The sequence below is a fragment of the Haloarcula rubra genome (genome assembly GCF_019599465.1).
Classification (GTDB): domain Archaea; phylum Halobacteriota; class Halobacteria; order Halobacteriales; family Haloarculaceae; genus Haloarcula; species Haloarcula rubra.
The window spans coordinates 1-15908 of sequence record NZ_RKLR01000016.1 but is presented as its reverse complement, the minus strand read 5'-3'; the positions used below and the strand labels follow the sequence as shown (position 1 = coordinate 15908).

The window sequence follows — 15908 nt, the reverse complement described above, 5'->3', positions numbered from 1 at the left end:
TTAGTCGGTGGTTGAGCGTTCAGCGATCATGATGCCCTGTTTGAGACCTTCGACGTAGAGCGCGTCGGCGCCGCGATAGAATATCGTGAACCGCTCGGGATGGTAGCTGTAGCTCGGAGACAAAGTTTCGAGTACTCGGCTGAGCAGCGTCGGGGAGTACTGTGGGCGACCATTCGGAAGCATGAGCCGTCCGGATTCGAGCGGACCCCAGTCATCGAACGTATAGTTCGCTGGCGGCGTGTATGTCGCCCGAGACGTCGCAACCAGATACTCTGCGCCGTCCAGAACACGTCCGACCGAACGCCCAGCCGAGAGAACAACTTCGACCTGTCCGCCGCAGATTGTTTCGGTCTGGTCCTGCCACTCGATCGGGCGTGGTCGAGATGCTGTCTCGACTGGCGGGCCGCGAGCAGCCATCGCGTGGAGATGGTCCTTAGCGTCGGCCTCAGAATCGAACTCTGCGCCACAGGTACAACTGTACTCCTCATCTCCGCCGAAGTACCCGTCTGGGTCGTCAATTCGCTTCGTCTGTCCCTCCGCAAGCTGGATACGGTCGACATACCGCCACGAGTAGTCGACCTCGATTTCGTGGTCCTCAACTGTCTCTATGAATTCGAAGCCACCACGCTGGTCTGTACACGCGACATCGGTCCGGGACGAGGTGTTTTCTGACATCCTCTCGGCCCATTGGAGGAGCACAAAATCGGAATCTGTGGTTAACCAACAAATGATGGTTCCCTCGAACGATGTTGGTTAAGACCACGGCCGAGGTCGGTCTGCGCGTCCGTCTGTCCTCTGAACGCGAGTCGGTCATGCATCGAGACGCAGAGAGCTTCACCTTCGCGAGCGACGTAGTTGTTCAGGTACCGATACGACGAGTCAGGATAGGTTCCGTCTTGATTGGACTCCGTGTCGGGATCGGCGAAGATGACACTGAACGCTGGCAAACCGAAACAGCGCGTCGACGAGACCGACAAAACCATCCCGTCGTCCGGTCCATGGCATTCGATGAGGTGCCCACGGTGAAGCACCTCGTCAAGAGGTGGGCGGCCAGACTTGGCGCGGAGGAGTTGTTGCCCATCGCGATCTGCCTGCCAGGGTTTGAGTGACTCAAGTTCCTGACAGGGACAGAGCTGGGCAGTCTTGTCGTCGAGAAGTTCGACGACGAATGGGGACTGGGCCCCGTAGTGGTACGCGTAGTCGGGCGACCGACGAGCGCGTTCGGTGTGGGTTGTGACCGCCTGTGCCGCTAGCTCTCGAGTTGGGAACAGGCCCTGCCACGAACACCAGTCATCGCTGAAGGCGGCAAGGAACCCAGTCTCCGTGATTCGAATCTGCGCCCGTTCCAGAGGTGTACCGACCAGGCTGTCAGCTCTCGTTTCGATATGCTGAGGCGACTCCGTACTGTCAGCCATAATCAGAGTTCCTCTCCCGGTTCCCCGTCGAACACCTCACCGGATTCTTGGGCACGTCGATGCTCGGCTTCGATGGAATCGACGTCGTCAGCTTGCTGGTCTTGGTCCTGTTCGTCGATGGCCTGCTGCTGGTCAGTACTCATGAGCCTCTCACCCGCAAGAGGCGCACAAAATCAGGGCAGTCACTGATGGCTATTAACGAGTGTGGCTAAGGCCACATTGTCAAAATACACTGCACAGCGGTGCCATTGTTGACGCTAAACAGACCCCTGGAAGGGAGCGCGCTATTGCTGTTTTTGGTACCTCTTTGGCAATAACTCGTTTTAGCGTTCTGGGGCCTAATCAGATATCATACCACAATATATCCAAGAAATTATGCAAGTGGTTAGTTTAGAATATTTTGTGACAGAGGATCAAGCATCTCTCAAACTAGAAGAAGCACAGTTCTTTTTGGATCAAATGGTTGATTCAGAGGGCGACGAATTCCTATACTATTTTGACGCGTTTCTGGCTGCAAGCCGAGCAGTTACGCTAGCGATGCAGAAACAGTATTCTGGAATGGAGGAATTTGAAGAATATTACCAGTCCTCACAGAATCTGTTAAAAGATTTGACCGTGTCACAGGTGCTTCACGAGTTGCGAAATCACACTACTCACCGAGGATTGATTGAAGCTGAGACGGACAACTATGAGTATCCCAATCCTGGATTCCCGGAACTCAAAAGAATAAGAGATCCCGAGGAGTTGCCTGAGCCCGGTCGAGTTGAGGGAACCCTTCACAGGCTCAGTACCCCGCTACCGGACGATGTTACCGAAGAGCTAGATGACGAGACGCTAAGTGAGTTTAGAGATAAGTATTCAGATACAAATATTGAAGTAATGTGTAACTCTCATCTATTTGTTTTGCAGGAAGTGATTGAAAAGAATCCAGTGAGTGAATAATAGCCAAGACGCTCTAAAAATCAAACAATTTGCTAATACCGATTTTCGCTTGTTTCGCGTTACGGTGATTTCCTCCGCCATGCCACTCTAGATACGGCAACCTTGACGAGTGGCGCATCTCCCACTCCAGCACCTCTACACCCTTCCCACGAACCCGATACACGCCGAAGACGTACCACCCGTTCGCTTCCCGTAGCCGCTCGTGGTACTGGTCGTAGAGTTTGAAGGTGCCGGGCTGCCCATCGCTGTGTCGGTGCATCGCGGACTTGATTTCGACCGGCGTTCCGTCGGGCCGGCGGGCGTCATGCCAGCTGGTGCGGTCGAGATCGAGGCCGTACCGCTCGGCGGCCTGTCGCTCGACGAGCGTGCCGTAGTGATTCGCTCGGTGGCTTCGATTCATCCGCGCACCTCGCGTGCGTCATATATAGATACTCCTCCGGATGGGTGTCGGCCGTTGCCCATGGCTCTCGAAGCGAGCGACAGCGAGCGCCGGCTATGGGCCAACAAGAGGGGTACGCCAGGGGGTTGGTTGTTGTTGGGTTGGCCGAGTCCTACCGCAGTCATGCAGTTAGCTCCGTCACCTCACCAACGACGTTCCGATGGTCGCCGTCGTGTTCGTACTCGTTCCAGCGCTGGCGGACCCATTCGGCACTGTACGGGACGAAATCGGCGATTTCGTGGTTTGGTTTGTCCGGGTCGGCCTCCCTCGCGGTGATGACCGTATAGATAGCGAGCTTCCGGGAGAGGTCGGCGGGGTCCACCTCGTCGGCGTCGTCGCCGCTGCTCGACCAGGACCACGTCGTCGGTTCCTTGTCGTCGTAGCGCCAGTCCGTCTCGGGGATGCCCGACACGGAGAAAATCGGATTGACGCCCTTCCGGTTCCGCACGTCCTCGTAGAACGTGGCCTCTTTTAGCCCCTCCTTGTGGACACAGACGCCGAGTTCACGGACCAGCGGATGCACGTCGCGGCCGTCGTGGCCGATGATGATGAGCGAGCCGCCGTACTTCCGAATCTTGTAGGTGAGCGGACCGAGCTTCGTCTTCGTGTCGTAGCCGTCCTTCCCACTCCCGCCGGCGTTCGAAGAGGCCTCGTCGAAGATGAAGAGCTTCGGGCGCTGTTCGTTGTGCATCGGGTCGCCGTCCTGTTTGAGCCACTCGTTGAGTTCGCCATAGTTGGCCAGCCACCCATCGCGACGGTCGCCGTCCGTATCGGTCCACTCATCGGTCTCCTCGAGCGTCCGGATGTTGGAGGCAACCAGCGCGTCGGCGGGCTTCTGCTCCTTCCAAAGTTGGCCCAGCAGGCAGGCGAAGTTCGACTTCCCGGTACCGGGTTCGGCCCATTCGTAGAACATCGGCGCGGGGCCTGTCATCTGCGCGCGGAGCTGGTCGATAGCCTTGATGCCGGAGATATCGGCCCGCTGGCCGGCGTCGCCGGTGAAGTGCTTCAACGACTGCATATCCCCGTTCGCCATGGCCTGCCGGGCGGTCTCGGTCCCCTCGATACGGACGATATCGCGGACGTGCTGGAGATCTTTGGCCTTGCCGGGCATCTTGTCGGGGCGGTCGCACTGGGTCGGGTCGTAGTGCGTTTCCAGAATGGAGAGGTAGCGCGACAGTTTCTCGTCGCGAACGATGCCGGCGTGGGGATGCACCTCGTCAGCGTCGCGCTGGCCGTGGCCGTCCTGGTACTCGCGGAACTGTGCGGGGGTGTAGAGGTCGCTGGCGTCGTCAGTCATCGTTCACCTGTGGGTCTTGCGTGGTGTCGGTCGGAGCGGCCGGCCCATCGCCCACAGCAGCGGAAGCGGTGGGGTCGGGGCGGTCGTCGAGGTCGTGGATACTCGGTGCGTTCTCGAACTCCTCACCGTCCTCGATGAGGTCGCCGAAGGTGTCCTTCGCCGCCGTCTTCTGAATCATCTGACCGCGTTCGTTGGCTTCGGCGTCGGCCGTGACGGGCTTCTGCTGGAGTTCCACAGCACCCCGGGACCAGCGTCCACGGATAGCGGCGAGTTCTTCGGCGCGGTCGATGAGCCAGCCGTGGATGTCCTGCATCTGCTTCTTACTGGTCATCAGTTCCGTGTCCTGACAGCCTTCGAGCCAGACGCCTTTCACGCGGAGCTGGTCAACGTCTTCGAGATACTCGTACTCGCGGACGGCCCAGGCGCGGCCGCCATTGATCGGGTACGGGTCTGGAGCGTCATCGGGGATTTCCTTCTCCTGCCACACTGCGGGCGGGACGTAGTACTTCTCCACGGTGTCGTCAACGGCGTTGACGTGGTGGACTTCGACCCAGTTCCGTTGGCGAAGCCAGCGGGCAATCTTCGCTCCGACCAGATAGCACGGAATCGCGAAGACGAGCCAGCCGACCAGCACGGCCGGTATCCATGTCGGGAGCGTCGGGGCCTGCGGCTGGTAGTAGGCGACGAGGCCGATCGCACCGACGAACATCCCACCGACGAGGAATTTGTACTCGGCGAGCAGGTACGTGAGGCGGTCGCGATTGTTCTGGAACGTGGGCGCGGGCACGTTAGGCCACCTCCGGGCGGCTGTCCTCACCGCGAAGGACGTTCCAGCCGGCGACGACCATCCAGACGAACGCGACGGTGAGGCCAGCGATCCAGGCCTGCAGCGACCCGAGCGCACGCAGGATGTCGAGACCGCCGCCGCTCGGCTGCTGGATGATTTCGGCGTAGAGTGGCGTGTTTTCGGTGGAGATAGCGACGCCGACGTAGCCGTCTTGCTCGGTCACCGGGAGTTCGACCGTGGTGGTCTCACCGGCGGCGATGGCGACCGTGCGGACGGGGACCTTCCCGCCCTGCTGGAAGCGGCCGGCGTCCGAGAGGGTGACCGCCTGCCCGGCCGAGGAGCGGAGCGTGATGAGCGCCACCGATTTGTTCGCTCGATACTCCGAATCGACGATGACGGTCTGGCCGTCGATGCGTTCGGTTTTCGTCGCGTCCGAACTGCCGGGTGTGTCGGTGGTGTTCGTGAGCGGTGCGGTGGGCTGTGGGCTGTTGCCTGCCTGTGCGACGGCTGGGGCGCTACCGGCGAGCACGAGGCTCACGACCAGCAGCGCGGCGAAAAATGGGAATCTCATGGGTCGGTTAGTTGTTGATGATACCGAGCGCGAGCACGAGCGCGACGACGACGAGCGCGGCCGTCGCGTTCATGCTCCCGCCGAGTAACCCACCACCGCCAGCGGCGGCACGCAGGGCCTGCTCGCGGGCTTCAATCTTCGCCCGTTCGTAGGCGAGGTCTTCGTACAGTTGCTTGAGTTCGGTGACGTTGCTGGTCTGGTAGGTGGTTTTCTCTATTGTGACGTTCTGGACTCTCTCACCGTCTTTTGCGGTGATGTTCCCGAGCGTGAAGGTGCCGGTTAGCTCACGGGTCCGGTTCGCGGTCACGAGGTACTGCGTCCCCGAGATGTTTGCGGCGTCGTAGGTCGTGTTAGCCTCGAACTGGCCGCTTGCAGGGTTCTGGGGGCTAAAAACGATACCCTCGTAGGTCTCGTTACCAGTCGTCACCTCGAAGGCCCCGGTCGTGTCGAAGTTGCTCGGGCTGTTCTGGCCGAGCAGGGTGAGTTGACTGGCCGCCCACCCCTGAAACTCGGAGTCGGGGGACCGCTCGCTTGCGAGGACATAGGGGTCAATCAGGTCTGTGGTGTTGATTTTGCCCTGCTGGTAGGCGTCGTACGTGTTGTTCACGAGAGTCCCGATTTCGCCTTCTACGGACGCCTCTTGCGCGGTTAGGGCGTCGTATGACCGTTTGTAATCCTCGAAGGTGATATGCTCCATCCGCTGGCTGGAGTTGTCGGGGTCCTTCACAATCATGGCGGTGACGTTGACGGTCTGAGAGCCGCTATTGCCGGTAATCATCGTCCGGCCGTCGGACGGTCCGACCCACACGTCTTCGGTCCCACCGTCATTATACGACGAATCTTCGCCGTCGATAGTGAACCCGAGGGTCCGAACATCCTGAGTAGACCCGTTAACGAGCGTCACCGTTCGAGTCTTGTCCTGAATGCGGTCGGCATGGATGTAGATACCGGAACCAGAGTCATAGGTCCGGTCTCGGGTGTCCCACACGAAATCCTTCGAGACACCAGACTCGTTCATGGCTGTCTGGTTCAGATACTCGTGGTGTTCGACCTGCCGAGTCCACTCGTTCAGCAGGTTCGCCTGTTTTACCGCGTAATAGTCCTCTGCGGCGTTGATGGCGGCGGTTTCGGCGGCGGACTTACTACTCCCGTTGTTCAGTTCTCGGATGTACTGATTCTTTGCGATGATGAGGGCCTGCGTCTCGGTGTCCTGCAGGTAGTTCCGCAGGGTAGTGTTGTAGTTGTCGAAGGCCGCTTCGCTGTTCTGGGCGGACTGGTAGATGTCTGTCTCGACCTGTGCGGCATCCGTCCCGGTAGTGTTCACGGCCGTCGTGCCGGGCTGAGCCACACAGTCCAGCATAGTGAACCCGGGGTCAACGCCCTGGGAAATCTTCTCGTGGAGGTTGCAGATACGGTTACGGTCCCCGCCAGTCCCACCGAAGGTCTTCACGTCGTTCGGCATAGTGAGGCGGTTCTCATAGCCGTTGAAGGAGGCGTTCCCGCTCCCGCCGGTGACGGTGACGTTCACGGTGCTGTACGCGCCTTGATTCGAGATCGCCAACTCGTTGGCGGAGAACGGCGCGGTGACGGTCCGGCGCTCCAGCACGTACGTCGACGGACTGCCGGTGTCGCCGGTGGACCACTCGACGGTGACGGTGCCGGTCATGTTGCTCACGTCGACGGCGACGACGCGGGGTTTGTCCGCGCCCTGCTGGCTCCCGTCGAATGTGTGGGTCTGCGCGTCGGTCTGCGCTTCGGCGGGGCCGATGAGACTCGGCCCAATGCCCACAAGAACGGCCGACCAGATGACGAGAGCGGACAGCGCGAGCGAGCGGGCGCGACTGGTCACGCCGATCCCTCCTCGCTGACGATCTCGGTCTGTCCCTCGATGTTGTCGTCGGTGTGATGTCGGTGCCGGACGTGGTGGCCGGCGATGACGGTCCCGCCCACGAGGGCCGGGACGACCACGGGGAACGGGTCACCGACAACGGCCGCCGAGATGGTCGACGCCGACACGCCGATGGTCCCGACTAGGCCGTAGCTGAGAGTGCGTTCCATCGGAACTCACCCGAGGTAGCTGATGACGTAGTAGCCGGCTGCCTCGACGGCGACGACGACCATGCCGAACGCAGCGGTCCCGGCGATGGCGTCACCGACGCCGAGGATGTTCAGGCCGGTCAGCAGAACAATGAGAAGCGTCCCGCCCGCGAGGTAGGTCTCGACGGTCGCCGAGCCCTTCGCGATAGCCACGAGGTCCGTCTCGACTTCGTAGCTCTTGCTCTTCGTCTTGTTGACGCGGTTGGTCGCGTAGGCCGCGACGAGTGCGGCGATAGAGATGAGGAACGCGAACGTGATGTCCGTGTTCTGGACGGTCCAAACGGCCGCGCTGAGGTCGTAGCCGAGGACACTGATGGAAGCGATACTGTTGGTGACGAGTGCACTGGCGGTGAACAGCACACCGGCCAGTGCGTCTTCGATGTCGATCTTTCCGAACATAGTTCGAGTGGCCGCGCAAACGGCCATGCCCGCCGCTCTCGGGTAGTCCGGTAAAAGTCAGGTCGTACTTCAGGTACAACTATGAGAGCTACTGCAACTCATCGGTGAGTTCAGACACTCCCTCATGGAACCGGTTGGAAATGAACGTATTCATACCCGAGTCTCGGTGGTTCCTTGTCCATCTGTCAAAGGAATCTTCACCGCCGATATAGAAGATCTCAGCATCGGTATTCGATAGGGGTTCCCAGAGATGGTCGTCACTGGGTCGCGGATTAACACCAATAATCCCGACCTTGTCTGATTGTTGAACTGCCTCTTTCCATTTCCCCTGGATGGATTGAATAACGCTGGTACCGACCTGTGTATACTTGTCTGGTCGAAAAAGAGCCATAGCAGGGTACAGTGCGTTGTTTCCTCGATGATATTGTATGACCTCTTTCCGAGAGACAGCTTCCACACCACCTGAGAACGAGACTCCCTCGGAGAATTGAATATCACCCTGTGCCGTGAGGTTTTGTGATAAAAAATTACAAGAACCATGTGGCTTCAGTACAGTCGCAGCTTCGCCAAGCTCGTCAGGAAAATAATTTATTTTATGACCAAAATCACTCATCGCCTCTTCCAACAAGCACTCATAATTGAGCGAGGATAGGACTGTTTCCCCATCTGCCAACGAGTCTGATAGGCTGTCAACAAGGATTTCGTACTGCGTCGTTTCGCTGCCGATGCTGAATTGTGCAAAATATGCCCCCATTGCTTGATATAATGGCGCATGAAGCTTAGAATTAAATTCGCTAAGAGCAACCATTCCCTCCTCAAAATCTGTACGAAATTCGTTTTTTATGTGCTCCGGAAGGGCTCCCCATGTGTTTGGAAATGTAGATTCAAGTTCTGCAAAAAGACCTCCTCCAAGAGGTGGTTGATTTGGTACGATATCACCAGCACCGTAACTTGCACCCGCCCCAACTAAGATTAGATTTTGTACCATCGTAATAGATATTCTGCTCATCATGATTAAGCGTGTGAGATTTTCTAACCATGGGGTTGCAGCTCGAAGATCGTCCTCGACGCGATATGCACACGAGCGAAAACTGGCCGTGTGCATATTCTTGCGGGTATCGTGGGCTGAGTGGAAGACGTGGACGAGCGATGGGCGTGGGCCGCGGGCGTTTTATCAGTAATCGGGCTTCGAGTTGGTCGAGAATACCTCGCTTTAGCCCTCGTGTTCACGAATGGAGTCCTCAGTTTCCGTCAGATATAATCTGTCAGGTCAAATGATTATAAAATATGTATGAGATTGAATCAGTATATGAGAAGATAGGCATAGACCGTCCTGAAAGACTGGACAGTGGTATGGCTGTATGGACACTGGTTGAGCGAATAGATACAGCTGATATCGTATACTGCGCAAATCCAGCGACAGACGATTCCAGAGATCTACGCATACAGTCAGATGGTTATCCTGAAAAAATCGATGACCGACCAATATATTCTGACTCAGGTGGGCTAAATCAGGAAATTTCGGAAATCCCGATTCGAGTAATAATCAAAGAAAACTATGGAGGTCACTTAGAGGGATGGATTCGAACTTGGACGACTAATCCTAAGGAACTACGAGAGAACTCACTATTTCAAGATCATGTACGGGAAGAGGGAATTGAGTGGGACGGCACACAACAAGCAATCTCTCCAGAAAAAATCAAACAACGTAGTAGCGTATTCAGCGAAGATGATGTCCGTGGTTCGAAAAATGATTTAATCAAATAATTCAGAGATGCGGATTGTCTGACTGCTCTCTATTTATTTCGTGGTAAATCTCGTAGCTCATTTTTACCACATTAAGTGTTTGTCCCAGTATGCGAATCCGCGAAGACGGCAAGCACGCGCACCGCACGGACACCATCGAGCAGGCCGCCGAGTTCTGGGGCTGTAACAAGACGACGGCCCTCATGAAGTCCGCCGAGTTCTCCTGGCGTATCGACGAGCGAATCCAAGAGGTGCTGGAACGGGACGATTTGACCACCCGGCAGAAGCGGGAGATTGCTGAAACACTCGGTATCAGCGGAACCTACGACATAACCGTTCAGAGTAGAGTTCACATCGAAAAGTGACATCATAGGAAAAGATAATTACTGGTCCGAATGACCATACGAAACGGAGATGGACGCAAGTTGCTTTCCTTCCCCTGATTTTGATGAGTTGGAATCCATCCTTTCTGAATCGCGGTCGATGGGTGATGTTGTCGTCATTTTTGCAGAATGTATGGTCGAATGGTCAGGGGGTCGAGAAGGGGAAGTTGGGAGAGGTGACAGGGTCATCATCTGTAAGCCGGATGGCGCTATTTCAGTCCACCGTCCGTCAGGCGCGCGAGCAATCGCCAGACAGGGTATCAGGAGTTCGGTAGAACTCTACCCATTGGATGATTGTACTCTACTCTATGGCCGGAAGTCGAACGGGGAGGACACACTTCACGTTCGGCTCTACGATATCGGGCTCTGTGTTCGGTCTCAGGCCACAGACGAAGCGAGTGTTCAGCAGTACCAGACAGAGGACCGGATGCACCAGTTCATAAAAGAAAACCCCGAAGAGATCGAGGAAGGACTAAGAATTCTGCATCACGAATACTCGGTTCCTCAAGGCCATATCGATTTTGTAGCTGCTGACTCTGATGGCAAAATCGTCGTCATTGAGGTGAAACATCCTGCAGGGAAAGCTGAACACGTTGACCAGCTCCTGCGGTACGTGAAACATTATCGCCAAACGGAGAGTTCTGCTGTTCGAGGGATGCTCGTGGCTCCTGTCGTTGGTGAGCATGCATCGCGGATTCTACGAGACAACGACTTAGAAGAACGCGAACTGCCAGACTTCAAGATGCGAGATAAGTCTCCCGCTCAGTCCTCTTTCGAGAAGTGGTTGTAATTTCGGGCTGGAGTCTGCTCCACTTTCACTTCCACTCTACACCCATGGCTCACCCCCTTTAGCAGCCCGTCCACAGAGCCACGTATGGGAGCGACCTACGACGACAAGGAAGTACACGAGACCGCGGAGCTGCACACGCACGGGAACTACTGGACGACCATCGTCCTCAAAGAGCAGGACGACGGGAGCTGGCTGGCGACGCAGGGCGGCGTCGCCGTCCAGGGCATCGCGCCGACGGCGGCGGAGGCGGCCGCCGAATACTGCCGGAAGATCTCGGAGACCGGCGATGAGTGAGTCCGTCGACGAGAAACTCGGCGACCTGTGGCGGATGATGTGCCCACAGCATCATCACCAGTTGCAGGACCAGCAGGGGCCGACGGTGTACTGCAAGCGGTGCAACCACGCCTATCGGTACGAGGATTTGATCGATAAGGAGGAGACGCAGAGCTACGCTGTGGTGGGTGAGCGGTAGCAAACACATCGGCCAATTTTGTCTATACACACCCCATAGAGTGTGTTTCTTCGGCTCTGTAGTTTCGCTAGACGGAGACGCCGCGACTGCGTTATTGCCGTAGAAAGCGAAGAGACGGAGTGTTGTGGTATCGGAATTCCGTCTCCTCACGCGTGTTACGGTGGCTAAGGCTAAATCTGTTGTCGCTAATCCAGACGAACCCGCCGACCCCGAAGGGGGTGGCGGGTTCGCCGAGTGGGCGATGCTCACGCTGCATGCACTCCGCATCGAGCTGGGCAAATCCTACCGCGTCGCGGTGGATTTGCTCAGTGAGATGCCCGGCGTCCTCGACGAGATCGGTCTCACGCGATTGCCTCACTACACCGTTCTCCGCACGTGGTTTGCGCGGATTCCGACGAAGACGTGGCGTGCGTTTCTCGGCGCGTCAGCCGAGAAACGCACTGGCCACGCTGCTATCGATTCGACAGGCTTCGACCGCGACCAGCCCAGCCGTCACTACGCTAATCGTACGCACTACCGCGTCCGGGCGCTGAAAGTCACTGCTCTCGTGGATGTCGAAACGCTGTACATCACCGACATCCATTCGACGACCTCGAAGAAACACGATGCGAAGATCGGCCCGCAGGTCGCCCGGCGCAACGCCGGCGACCTGCGGAGCCTCGCCGCCGACCGAGGCTATGACGCCAAAGCCTTCCGCGACGAACTCCGCGACAACGGCATCAGACCGCTGATCAAGCACAGGATTATGAACCCGCTCGATCACGCCCATAACGCCCGCATGGACGGTGATCGATACCACCAGCGTTCCATGTCAGAAACTGTCTTCTCGTCAATCAAGCGCACGCTCGGCGCAGCCGTGCGTGCGCGAAGCTGGTGGCTGGAGTTCCGTGAAATGCTGCTGAAAGCCACCGTCTACAACCTCCGCCGGAGCGTGAGATATCCGTGAAATCAACCGCAGTGTACCGAAACTACAGAGCCGTTTCTTCAGAAATCCCAGGTTCTGATTCCATCAGCACGTCTGAGATATACTAGATATTTAAGTCATCTTCCTCAAAGCCGATTGATGGGAAGTCCGGAGCCAGAGGAAATATTTTTGCGAGATGACTATCAATGCCGGAACTGTTCTACAAGTGGTGAAGGTGAGAACCTTCGCGTCTATCAGGTTGTTCCAAGTGACGAGGGCGAACAGTCGGCCAGATCAAACTTTGTGACGCTTTGCACAGGCTGTTTCGACCGGGCGAATTCTGGACCACACAAATCAGATGGCAACGAATTGCCAAACGACTGGGAAAATCGCAGGCGTAGAGTTTATCGGCGAGATCAGTACCAATGTCAAAACTGCGGCGTCAGAGGAGGTGAACAGGGTGATACCGAACTCCATGCCCACCACATCGTACCGAAGTCATCAGGCGGAAATCATGTCGGTTCGAATTTGGTGACGCTGTGTAGAAGTTGCCACATCAAAGTTCACGAAAGTAATTTCCAAAATAGTACGACGTTCCCATCGTGGTTCGATCTGGATTACGGTCGTGATACAGCCGGGACACGACAGCGTTCAACTGATTCACTTGACAGTGAAAACAGCCATCTCGTCGGAGGCGATAGCGAGAGAGCCCGCGATGATGGACTACCTGACAGCGAGTCCGAATCAGTATGTGGGGAAACAGAGGATAGCACAACACCTTCTTCAAAAGCGGATTCAACGAACGACGAAGAAGACAAATCTCGGAATAACCGGGGTATTGATACCAGTGGCTGGAGAAACGAATACAAGGAAGAAGCCGTCCGTTCGTCAAGTGAACCGGAACCTATACACCAATCCACATCAGCGAACGACTCTCAAGAGAAGCCCAAGAAACCAGAAACCAATGATGAAATTGACTCAGCAAACACCTCTTCTGACCAAATTAAAAGTACTGTCGCCAATCCTGCCGATGAGAACCTAACAGAGCATGGGACTCAAACACCACAGAGGGTAAATGCGGAGTCGGAACAGGATACTGGTATATTTACTCAGTTTCTTTATACACTGGCTCGCGGACTACTAATTATAGCAGCGGGGGTATCTATAGGACTTGTTCTTATTATTGTGCTCGAGGCAATATGACCGTATCCATTAATAGGAACAAGACGGCGAGAAATGGATTGTGCCACGTCTACAGTAGCGGAGGCGGCCGCCGAGTACTGCTGGAAGATATCGGGAACCGCCGATCAGTGTGTCCGTCGACGAGAAGCTCGGCGACCTGTGGCGGATGATGTGCCCACAGCATCACCACCAGCTGCAGGAACCGACAGTGTACTGCAAGCGATATGAACAGGTCTGGGCTGTCAGCGATAGTCGCCTTCTATAGCTGGGTAAAAAATAGTTGAATCGGTGCTTTAGATTTCTCAGGAGTCTGGTTGTGGCTGCGGGATACTCACAGTATGCGTGAACTCTGTTCCCACATCCGATTCCGTGTACTTCCGCGCATCTTCGTCAAAGATGACCTGTTCGTCGATAATGGCCTCCCGGTAATCTGAATTGCCACTTTTGGGAAGGAATGCTGGCGCGTCAGCAGAAATAACGGAGACGTTGCCGTCTGCCTCTGGTGGTACCCTTTTTGGCACGAGTGTAAGCTCAGCTTCCGTACAGTCGTCGTTTGGTTCTATAGTGCTGTAGCTGCTGAAATCCTCGTTAATGCGCCCGCCTGCTGTTAGGCGGTAGCCCACACAGCCATATTCCCCACCGCCAGCGATTCCCTCGTACGTGCGTGTAGGGTTTCCGATTTCGTAGGGTGATTCGGTGTTCGCGGCGTCTAATTGGAAGAACGCCGGCGCACAGAAGTGGATGTTACTGAGCGCCTTTTTGCCAATCTCCGAAACATCGATGCTCCCAGACCCAGGCTCCTCCGAGTCTATCGAGACAGCATCTGACTCCGAGTCGAAACACCCGTCACCAGTCTTTATCACGACTTCCGTGACCGTGTATGGGAAAGAATCCCACTCAAGAGACATAATCTCCTCTGGGTCATCCTCCTTGTACGAGATATTCGAGAATGAAAAATTATCTGAAGGAGACATTTCGGTGTCCGTCTTCTCGAACACCAGTTCACCGTCTTCGTTTTCGAATTTGGCCACAAGTCGTGTCCCTGACGGGCAAGAACACGATTGACTTTGACCCTGACTATTCCCCGTTGCAGACGCAAGTCCACTGAACGCAGAGCTGCCGAGCGCTCCGGCAACAGTCCCCTTGAGAACTGTTCTCCGCGATAGCGGTGATTCGTTTTCCATGGAATACATTCCACCCATCTGGTAAGATAGGCTCTTAGAGGGACATGGGAGGGACTAATTGTTATACTATAGATATTTTCTGGTAAGAGAATATTTGAGTGGTGTCCGGGATATCTTGTTACACTACTCGAAACATCGCAGGAAGTAGTCCTCCTCAGACATTGGCCCGTACAATAGTGAGTCCCCTGCTGAAACGAGGAGACACAGGCGCCTCTGTGGTAAGCGAGCAGTATAGACAGTTCGTTCTTCCTACGCCGGCCCGTTCAACGTCGCCACCTGCTCGGAGATAGCCCGCGCGACTTCGGCCTCGCCCTGAGGGAACGTCCGGCTCCGGTCGGAGAGGTCGCCGGTGCGGTGGACAGTCGCCGAGATCTCGCCGCTGGTCTGGGCCCGCGAGAGGTAGACGACGGCCACACCGCCAAGAATCAGCCCGACACCGATGACCAGCGCGCTCGTCTCGCTGCCGACGACCGCGATGACGACGCCGAGGAACGCCAGCAAGCCGCCGGCAATCCACTCCACGAGTGGGTTCGTCGTGTCCTCGGTCCGGCCGTACTCCGAGCCGACGACGTAGTCGGAGGTGAGCAGGACGCTTTCGAGGGAGGTGTCCTGACTCATGTCGTCCTCCTCGTGGTGGAGTTCGATGACGCGGCGATCGGTGACGGCGACGGTCCGACCGTCGGCCGTGTGGGCCTCGATCAGCCGTTCGCCGCTGGGGATGTGCGGTTCGAGGACGCGGGATGTTGATTCAGAGACAGCAGCCATCACGGAGTTCGTGATGGGCAGTTGTCTTGTGGGTGTCCATTGCTTCAGGTGTCGTAAGTTCTTGAGAACCAGTCATCTGCATAAGTACCAAATGCGTACGATAAGAAGTTGAGTCAACAAATTATGCAAAATGGATTTTCATGCCTACATAAAAATGGAATCAGTGCCAGAAATGAGGCGGTTTCTGTTGTCCTATCTATAAAAGAACAAGGAGATGAAATTGAAATAAATCTATCTCGTCAGGAGTCGGTTAAATCGGGAGGTTCAGCTAATAAGCGAGCAAGCGAAGAGATGAGTCTCTCGGGACTAGACACAAACCAAGTCTTAGAGATTGTGAAGTTACTTGAGGATTGGTTGGAATCTGAATCTTTCCCGTCAATAGAAATCGAATTAGATCAACGCTCTTGGGAAGTAGATTGTTGATAGCGAGAGCTGCGGCTGAAAGTCGAAGAGGGCAAGGGCACCGCGCCAGCGGTGCCCGATATGTTCCCAATGAGCCGATTCGTGTCGGAATCGGCTGCAGCGGACCTGCTGG

Annotated in this window: 22 protein-coding genes and 1 pseudogene; 10 read left to right on the top strand and 13 right to left on the bottom strand. The window is 56.2% G+C overall.

The annotated features are described in order from the left end of the window. The 3 genes from EGH21_RS21425 to EGH21_RS21415 are packed head-to-tail and all read right to left on the bottom strand — an operon-like array spanning position 1 to position 1558. The gene (locus EGH21_RS21425) at positions 1–675 is read right to left on the bottom strand and encodes a hypothetical protein (RefSeq protein ID WP_220620452.1); all 675 of its coding nucleotides are present in this window, start codon (positions 673–675) and stop codon (positions 1–3) included. 41 nt (positions 676–716) lie between these two features. Next, on the bottom strand, positions 717–1415 hold the full coding sequence (locus tag EGH21_RS21420; RefSeq protein ID WP_220620451.1) for a hypothetical protein: 699 nt from the start codon (positions 1413–1415) through the stop codon (positions 717–719). Between the two features lie 2 nt (positions 1416–1417). Continuing rightward, positions 1418–1558 (bottom strand): hypothetical protein, encoded by a 141-nt coding sequence (locus EGH21_RS21415; RefSeq protein ID WP_220620450.1) that lies wholly within the window; start codon positions 1556–1558, stop codon positions 1418–1420. Positions 1559–1817: 259 nt separating this feature from the next. Here EGH21_RS21415 and EGH21_RS21410 point away from each other — a divergent pair, with 259 nt between their 5' ends. Next, positions 1818–2357 (top strand): hypothetical protein, encoded by a 540-nt coding sequence (locus EGH21_RS21410; RefSeq protein WP_220620449.1) that lies wholly within the window; start codon positions 1818–1820, stop codon positions 2355–2357. A 13-nt stretch (positions 2358–2370) separates the two neighbouring features. Here EGH21_RS21410 and EGH21_RS21405 read toward each other — a convergent pair whose 3' ends face one another. The 8 genes from EGH21_RS21405 to EGH21_RS21370 all read right to left on the bottom strand — a co-directional run bounded on the left by EGH21_RS21405 (position 2371) and on the right by EGH21_RS21370 (position 8935). After that, positions 2371–2757: a PD-(D/E)XK family putative nuclease gene (locus tag EGH21_RS21405; protein WP_220620448.1), complete on the bottom strand. Its 387-nt coding sequence runs from the start codon at positions 2755–2757 to the stop codon at positions 2371–2373. A 160-nt stretch (positions 2758–2917) separates the two neighbouring features. After that, positions 2918–4093 carry a hypothetical protein gene (locus EGH21_RS21400; protein WP_220620447.1) on the bottom strand — a complete coding sequence of 392 codons (1176 nt, stop codon included), beginning with the start codon at positions 4091–4093 and terminating at the stop codon, positions 2918–2920. After that, positions 4086–4880: a DUF2062 domain-containing protein gene (locus EGH21_RS21395; RefSeq protein ID WP_220620446.1), complete on the bottom strand. Its 795-nt coding sequence runs from the start codon at positions 4878–4880 to the stop codon at positions 4086–4088. Before EGH21_RS21395 ends, EGH21_RS21400 begins: the two co-directional genes overlap by 8 nt. 1 nt (position 4881) lies before the next feature. Next, positions 4882–5451, bottom strand: a complete 570-nt coding sequence (locus EGH21_RS21390; protein WP_220620445.1) for a DUF8063 family protein — start codon at positions 5449–5451, stop codon at positions 4882–4884. A gap of 7 nt (positions 5452–5458) precedes the next feature. After that, entirely contained in the window at positions 5459–7300 is a 1842-nt protein-coding gene (locus EGH21_RS24245; protein ID WP_328765737.1) for an Env/VP5 family phage fusion protein, read from the bottom strand. Next, entirely contained in the window at positions 7297–7509 is a 213-nt protein-coding gene (locus tag EGH21_RS21380) for a hypothetical protein (RefSeq protein ID WP_220620444.1), read from the bottom strand. The genes EGH21_RS24245 and EGH21_RS21380 overlap by 4 nt, the downstream gene beginning before the upstream one ends. A gap of 6 nt (positions 7510–7515) precedes the next feature. Continuing rightward, positions 7516–7947, bottom strand: a complete 432-nt coding sequence (locus EGH21_RS21375; RefSeq protein WP_220620443.1) for a DUF8023 family protein — start codon at positions 7945–7947, stop codon at positions 7516–7518. Positions 7948–8035: 88 nt separating this feature from the next. Further along, on the bottom strand, positions 8036–8935 hold the full coding sequence (locus tag EGH21_RS21370; RefSeq protein ID WP_220620442.1) for a hypothetical protein: 900 nt from the start codon (positions 8933–8935) through the stop codon (positions 8036–8038). Positions 8936–9234: 299 nt separating this feature from the next. Here EGH21_RS21370 and EGH21_RS21365 point away from each other — a divergent pair, with 299 nt between their 5' ends. The 8 genes and pseudogenes from EGH21_RS21365 (at position 9235) to EGH21_RS21335 (ending at position 13445) form a co-directional block, all read left to right on the top strand. Further along, positions 9235–9714 (top strand): hypothetical protein, encoded by a 480-nt coding sequence (locus tag EGH21_RS21365; RefSeq protein WP_220620441.1) that lies wholly within the window; start codon positions 9235–9237, stop codon positions 9712–9714. Positions 9715–9803: 89 nt separating this feature from the next. After that, complete coding sequence (locus tag EGH21_RS21360; RefSeq protein ID WP_220620440.1) at positions 9804–10058, top strand: DUF7692 domain-containing protein; 255 nt, start codon at positions 9804–9806, stop codon at positions 10056–10058. Between the two features lie 49 nt (positions 10059–10107). Further along, a pseudogene (locus EGH21_RS24815) lies at positions 10108–10434 on the top strand (PDDEXK family nuclease); the annotation flags it as partial. 69 nt (positions 10435–10503) lie between these two features. Next, positions 10504–10866 (top strand): endonuclease NucS domain-containing protein, encoded by a 363-nt coding sequence (locus tag EGH21_RS24635; protein WP_328765736.1) that lies wholly within the window; start codon positions 10504–10506, stop codon positions 10864–10866. 84 nt (positions 10867–10950) lie between these two features. Continuing rightward, positions 10951–11160, top strand: coding sequence for a hypothetical protein (locus EGH21_RS21350; RefSeq protein WP_220620438.1), 210 nt, complete (start codon positions 10951–10953; stop codon positions 11158–11160). Beyond that, the gene (locus EGH21_RS21345; protein ID WP_220620437.1) at positions 11153–11338 is read left to right on the top strand and encodes a hypothetical protein; all 186 of its coding nucleotides are present in this window, start codon (positions 11153–11155) and stop codon (positions 11336–11338) included. Before EGH21_RS21350 ends, EGH21_RS21345 begins: the two co-directional genes overlap by 8 nt. Before the next feature lie 124 nt (positions 11339–11462). Then, complete coding sequence (locus EGH21_RS21340) at positions 11463–12284, top strand: IS5 family transposase (RefSeq protein WP_082677676.1); 822 nt, start codon at positions 11463–11465, stop codon at positions 12282–12284. A gap of 117 nt (positions 12285–12401) precedes the next feature. Next, positions 12402–13445 (top strand): HNH endonuclease, encoded by a 1044-nt coding sequence (locus EGH21_RS21335; protein ID WP_220620436.1) that lies wholly within the window; start codon positions 12402–12404, stop codon positions 13443–13445. Positions 13446–13726: 281 nt separating this feature from the next. Here the strand turns inward: EGH21_RS21335 and EGH21_RS21330 are convergent, their stop codons facing one another. Together EGH21_RS21330 and EGH21_RS21325 are read right to left on the bottom strand one after the other, a co-directional pair. Continuing rightward, the gene (locus EGH21_RS21330; protein ID WP_220620435.1) at positions 13727–14455 is read right to left on the bottom strand and encodes a hypothetical protein; all 729 of its coding nucleotides are present in this window, start codon (positions 14453–14455) and stop codon (positions 13727–13729) included. 402 nt (positions 14456–14857) lie between these two features. After that, positions 14858–15373: a hypothetical protein gene (locus EGH21_RS21325; protein ID WP_220620434.1), complete on the bottom strand. Its 516-nt coding sequence runs from the start codon at positions 15371–15373 to the stop codon at positions 14858–14860. Between the two features lie 108 nt (positions 15374–15481). On the opposite strand from EGH21_RS21325, the gene EGH21_RS21320 reads away from it, so the two are divergent. Then, the gene (locus EGH21_RS21320; RefSeq protein ID WP_220620433.1) at positions 15482–15796 is read left to right on the top strand and encodes a hypothetical protein; all 315 of its coding nucleotides are present in this window, start codon (positions 15482–15484) and stop codon (positions 15794–15796) included. The last annotated feature ends 112 nt before the right edge of the window (positions 15797–15908 follow it).

Coding starts and splice junctions, on each gene's coding strand:
- EGH21_RS21325 (WP_220620434.1), bottom strand. CDS start 15,373: ATGGCTGCTGTCTCTGAATCAACATCCCGCGTCCTCGAACCGCACATC.
- EGH21_RS21415 (WP_220620450.1), bottom strand. CDS start 1,558: ATGAGTACTGACCAGCAGCAGGCCATCGACGAACAGGACCAAGACCAG.
- EGH21_RS21350 (WP_220620438.1), top strand. CDS start 10,951: ATGGGAGCGACCTACGACGACAAGGAAGTACACGAGACCGCGGAGCTG.
- EGH21_RS24635 (WP_328765736.1), top strand. CDS start 10,504: ATGCACCAGTTCATAAAAGAAAACCCCGAAGAGATCGAGGAAGGACTA.
- EGH21_RS21420 (WP_220620451.1), bottom strand. CDS start 1,415: ATGGCTGACAGTACGGAGTCGCCTCAGCATATCGAAACGAGAGCTGAC.
- EGH21_RS21365 (WP_220620441.1), top strand. CDS start 9,235: ATGTATGAGATTGAATCAGTATATGAGAAGATAGGCATAGACCGTCCT.
- EGH21_RS21360 (WP_220620440.1), top strand. CDS start 9,804: ATGCGAATCCGCGAAGACGGCAAGCACGCGCACCGCACGGACACCATC.
- EGH21_RS21400 (WP_220620447.1), bottom strand. CDS start 4,093: ATGACTGACGACGCCAGCGACCTCTACACCCCCGCACAGTTCCGCGAG.
- EGH21_RS21345 (WP_220620437.1), top strand. CDS start 11,153: ATGAGTGAGTCCGTCGACGAGAAACTCGGCGACCTGTGGCGGATGATG.
- EGH21_RS21375 (WP_220620443.1), bottom strand. CDS start 7,947: ATGTTCGGAAAGATCGACATCGAAGACGCACTGGCCGGTGTGCTGTTC.
- EGH21_RS21425 (WP_220620452.1), bottom strand. CDS start 675: ATGTCAGAAAACACCTCGTCCCGGACCGATGTCGCGTGTACAGACCAG.
- EGH21_RS21390 (WP_220620445.1), bottom strand. CDS start 5,451: ATGAGATTCCCATTTTTCGCCGCGCTGCTGGTCGTGAGCCTCGTGCTC.
- EGH21_RS21405 (WP_220620448.1), bottom strand. CDS start 2,757: ATGAATCGAAGCCACCGAGCGAATCACTACGGCACGCTCGTCGAGCGA.
- EGH21_RS21380 (WP_220620444.1), bottom strand. CDS start 7,509: ATGGAACGCACTCTCAGCTACGGCCTAGTCGGGACCATCGGCGTGTCG.
- EGH21_RS21370 (WP_220620442.1), bottom strand. CDS start 8,935: ATGGTACAAAATCTAATCTTAGTTGGGGCGGGTGCAAGTTACGGTGCT.
- EGH21_RS21335 (WP_220620436.1), top strand. CDS start 12,402: ATGGGAAGTCCGGAGCCAGAGGAAATATTTTTGCGAGATGACTATCAA.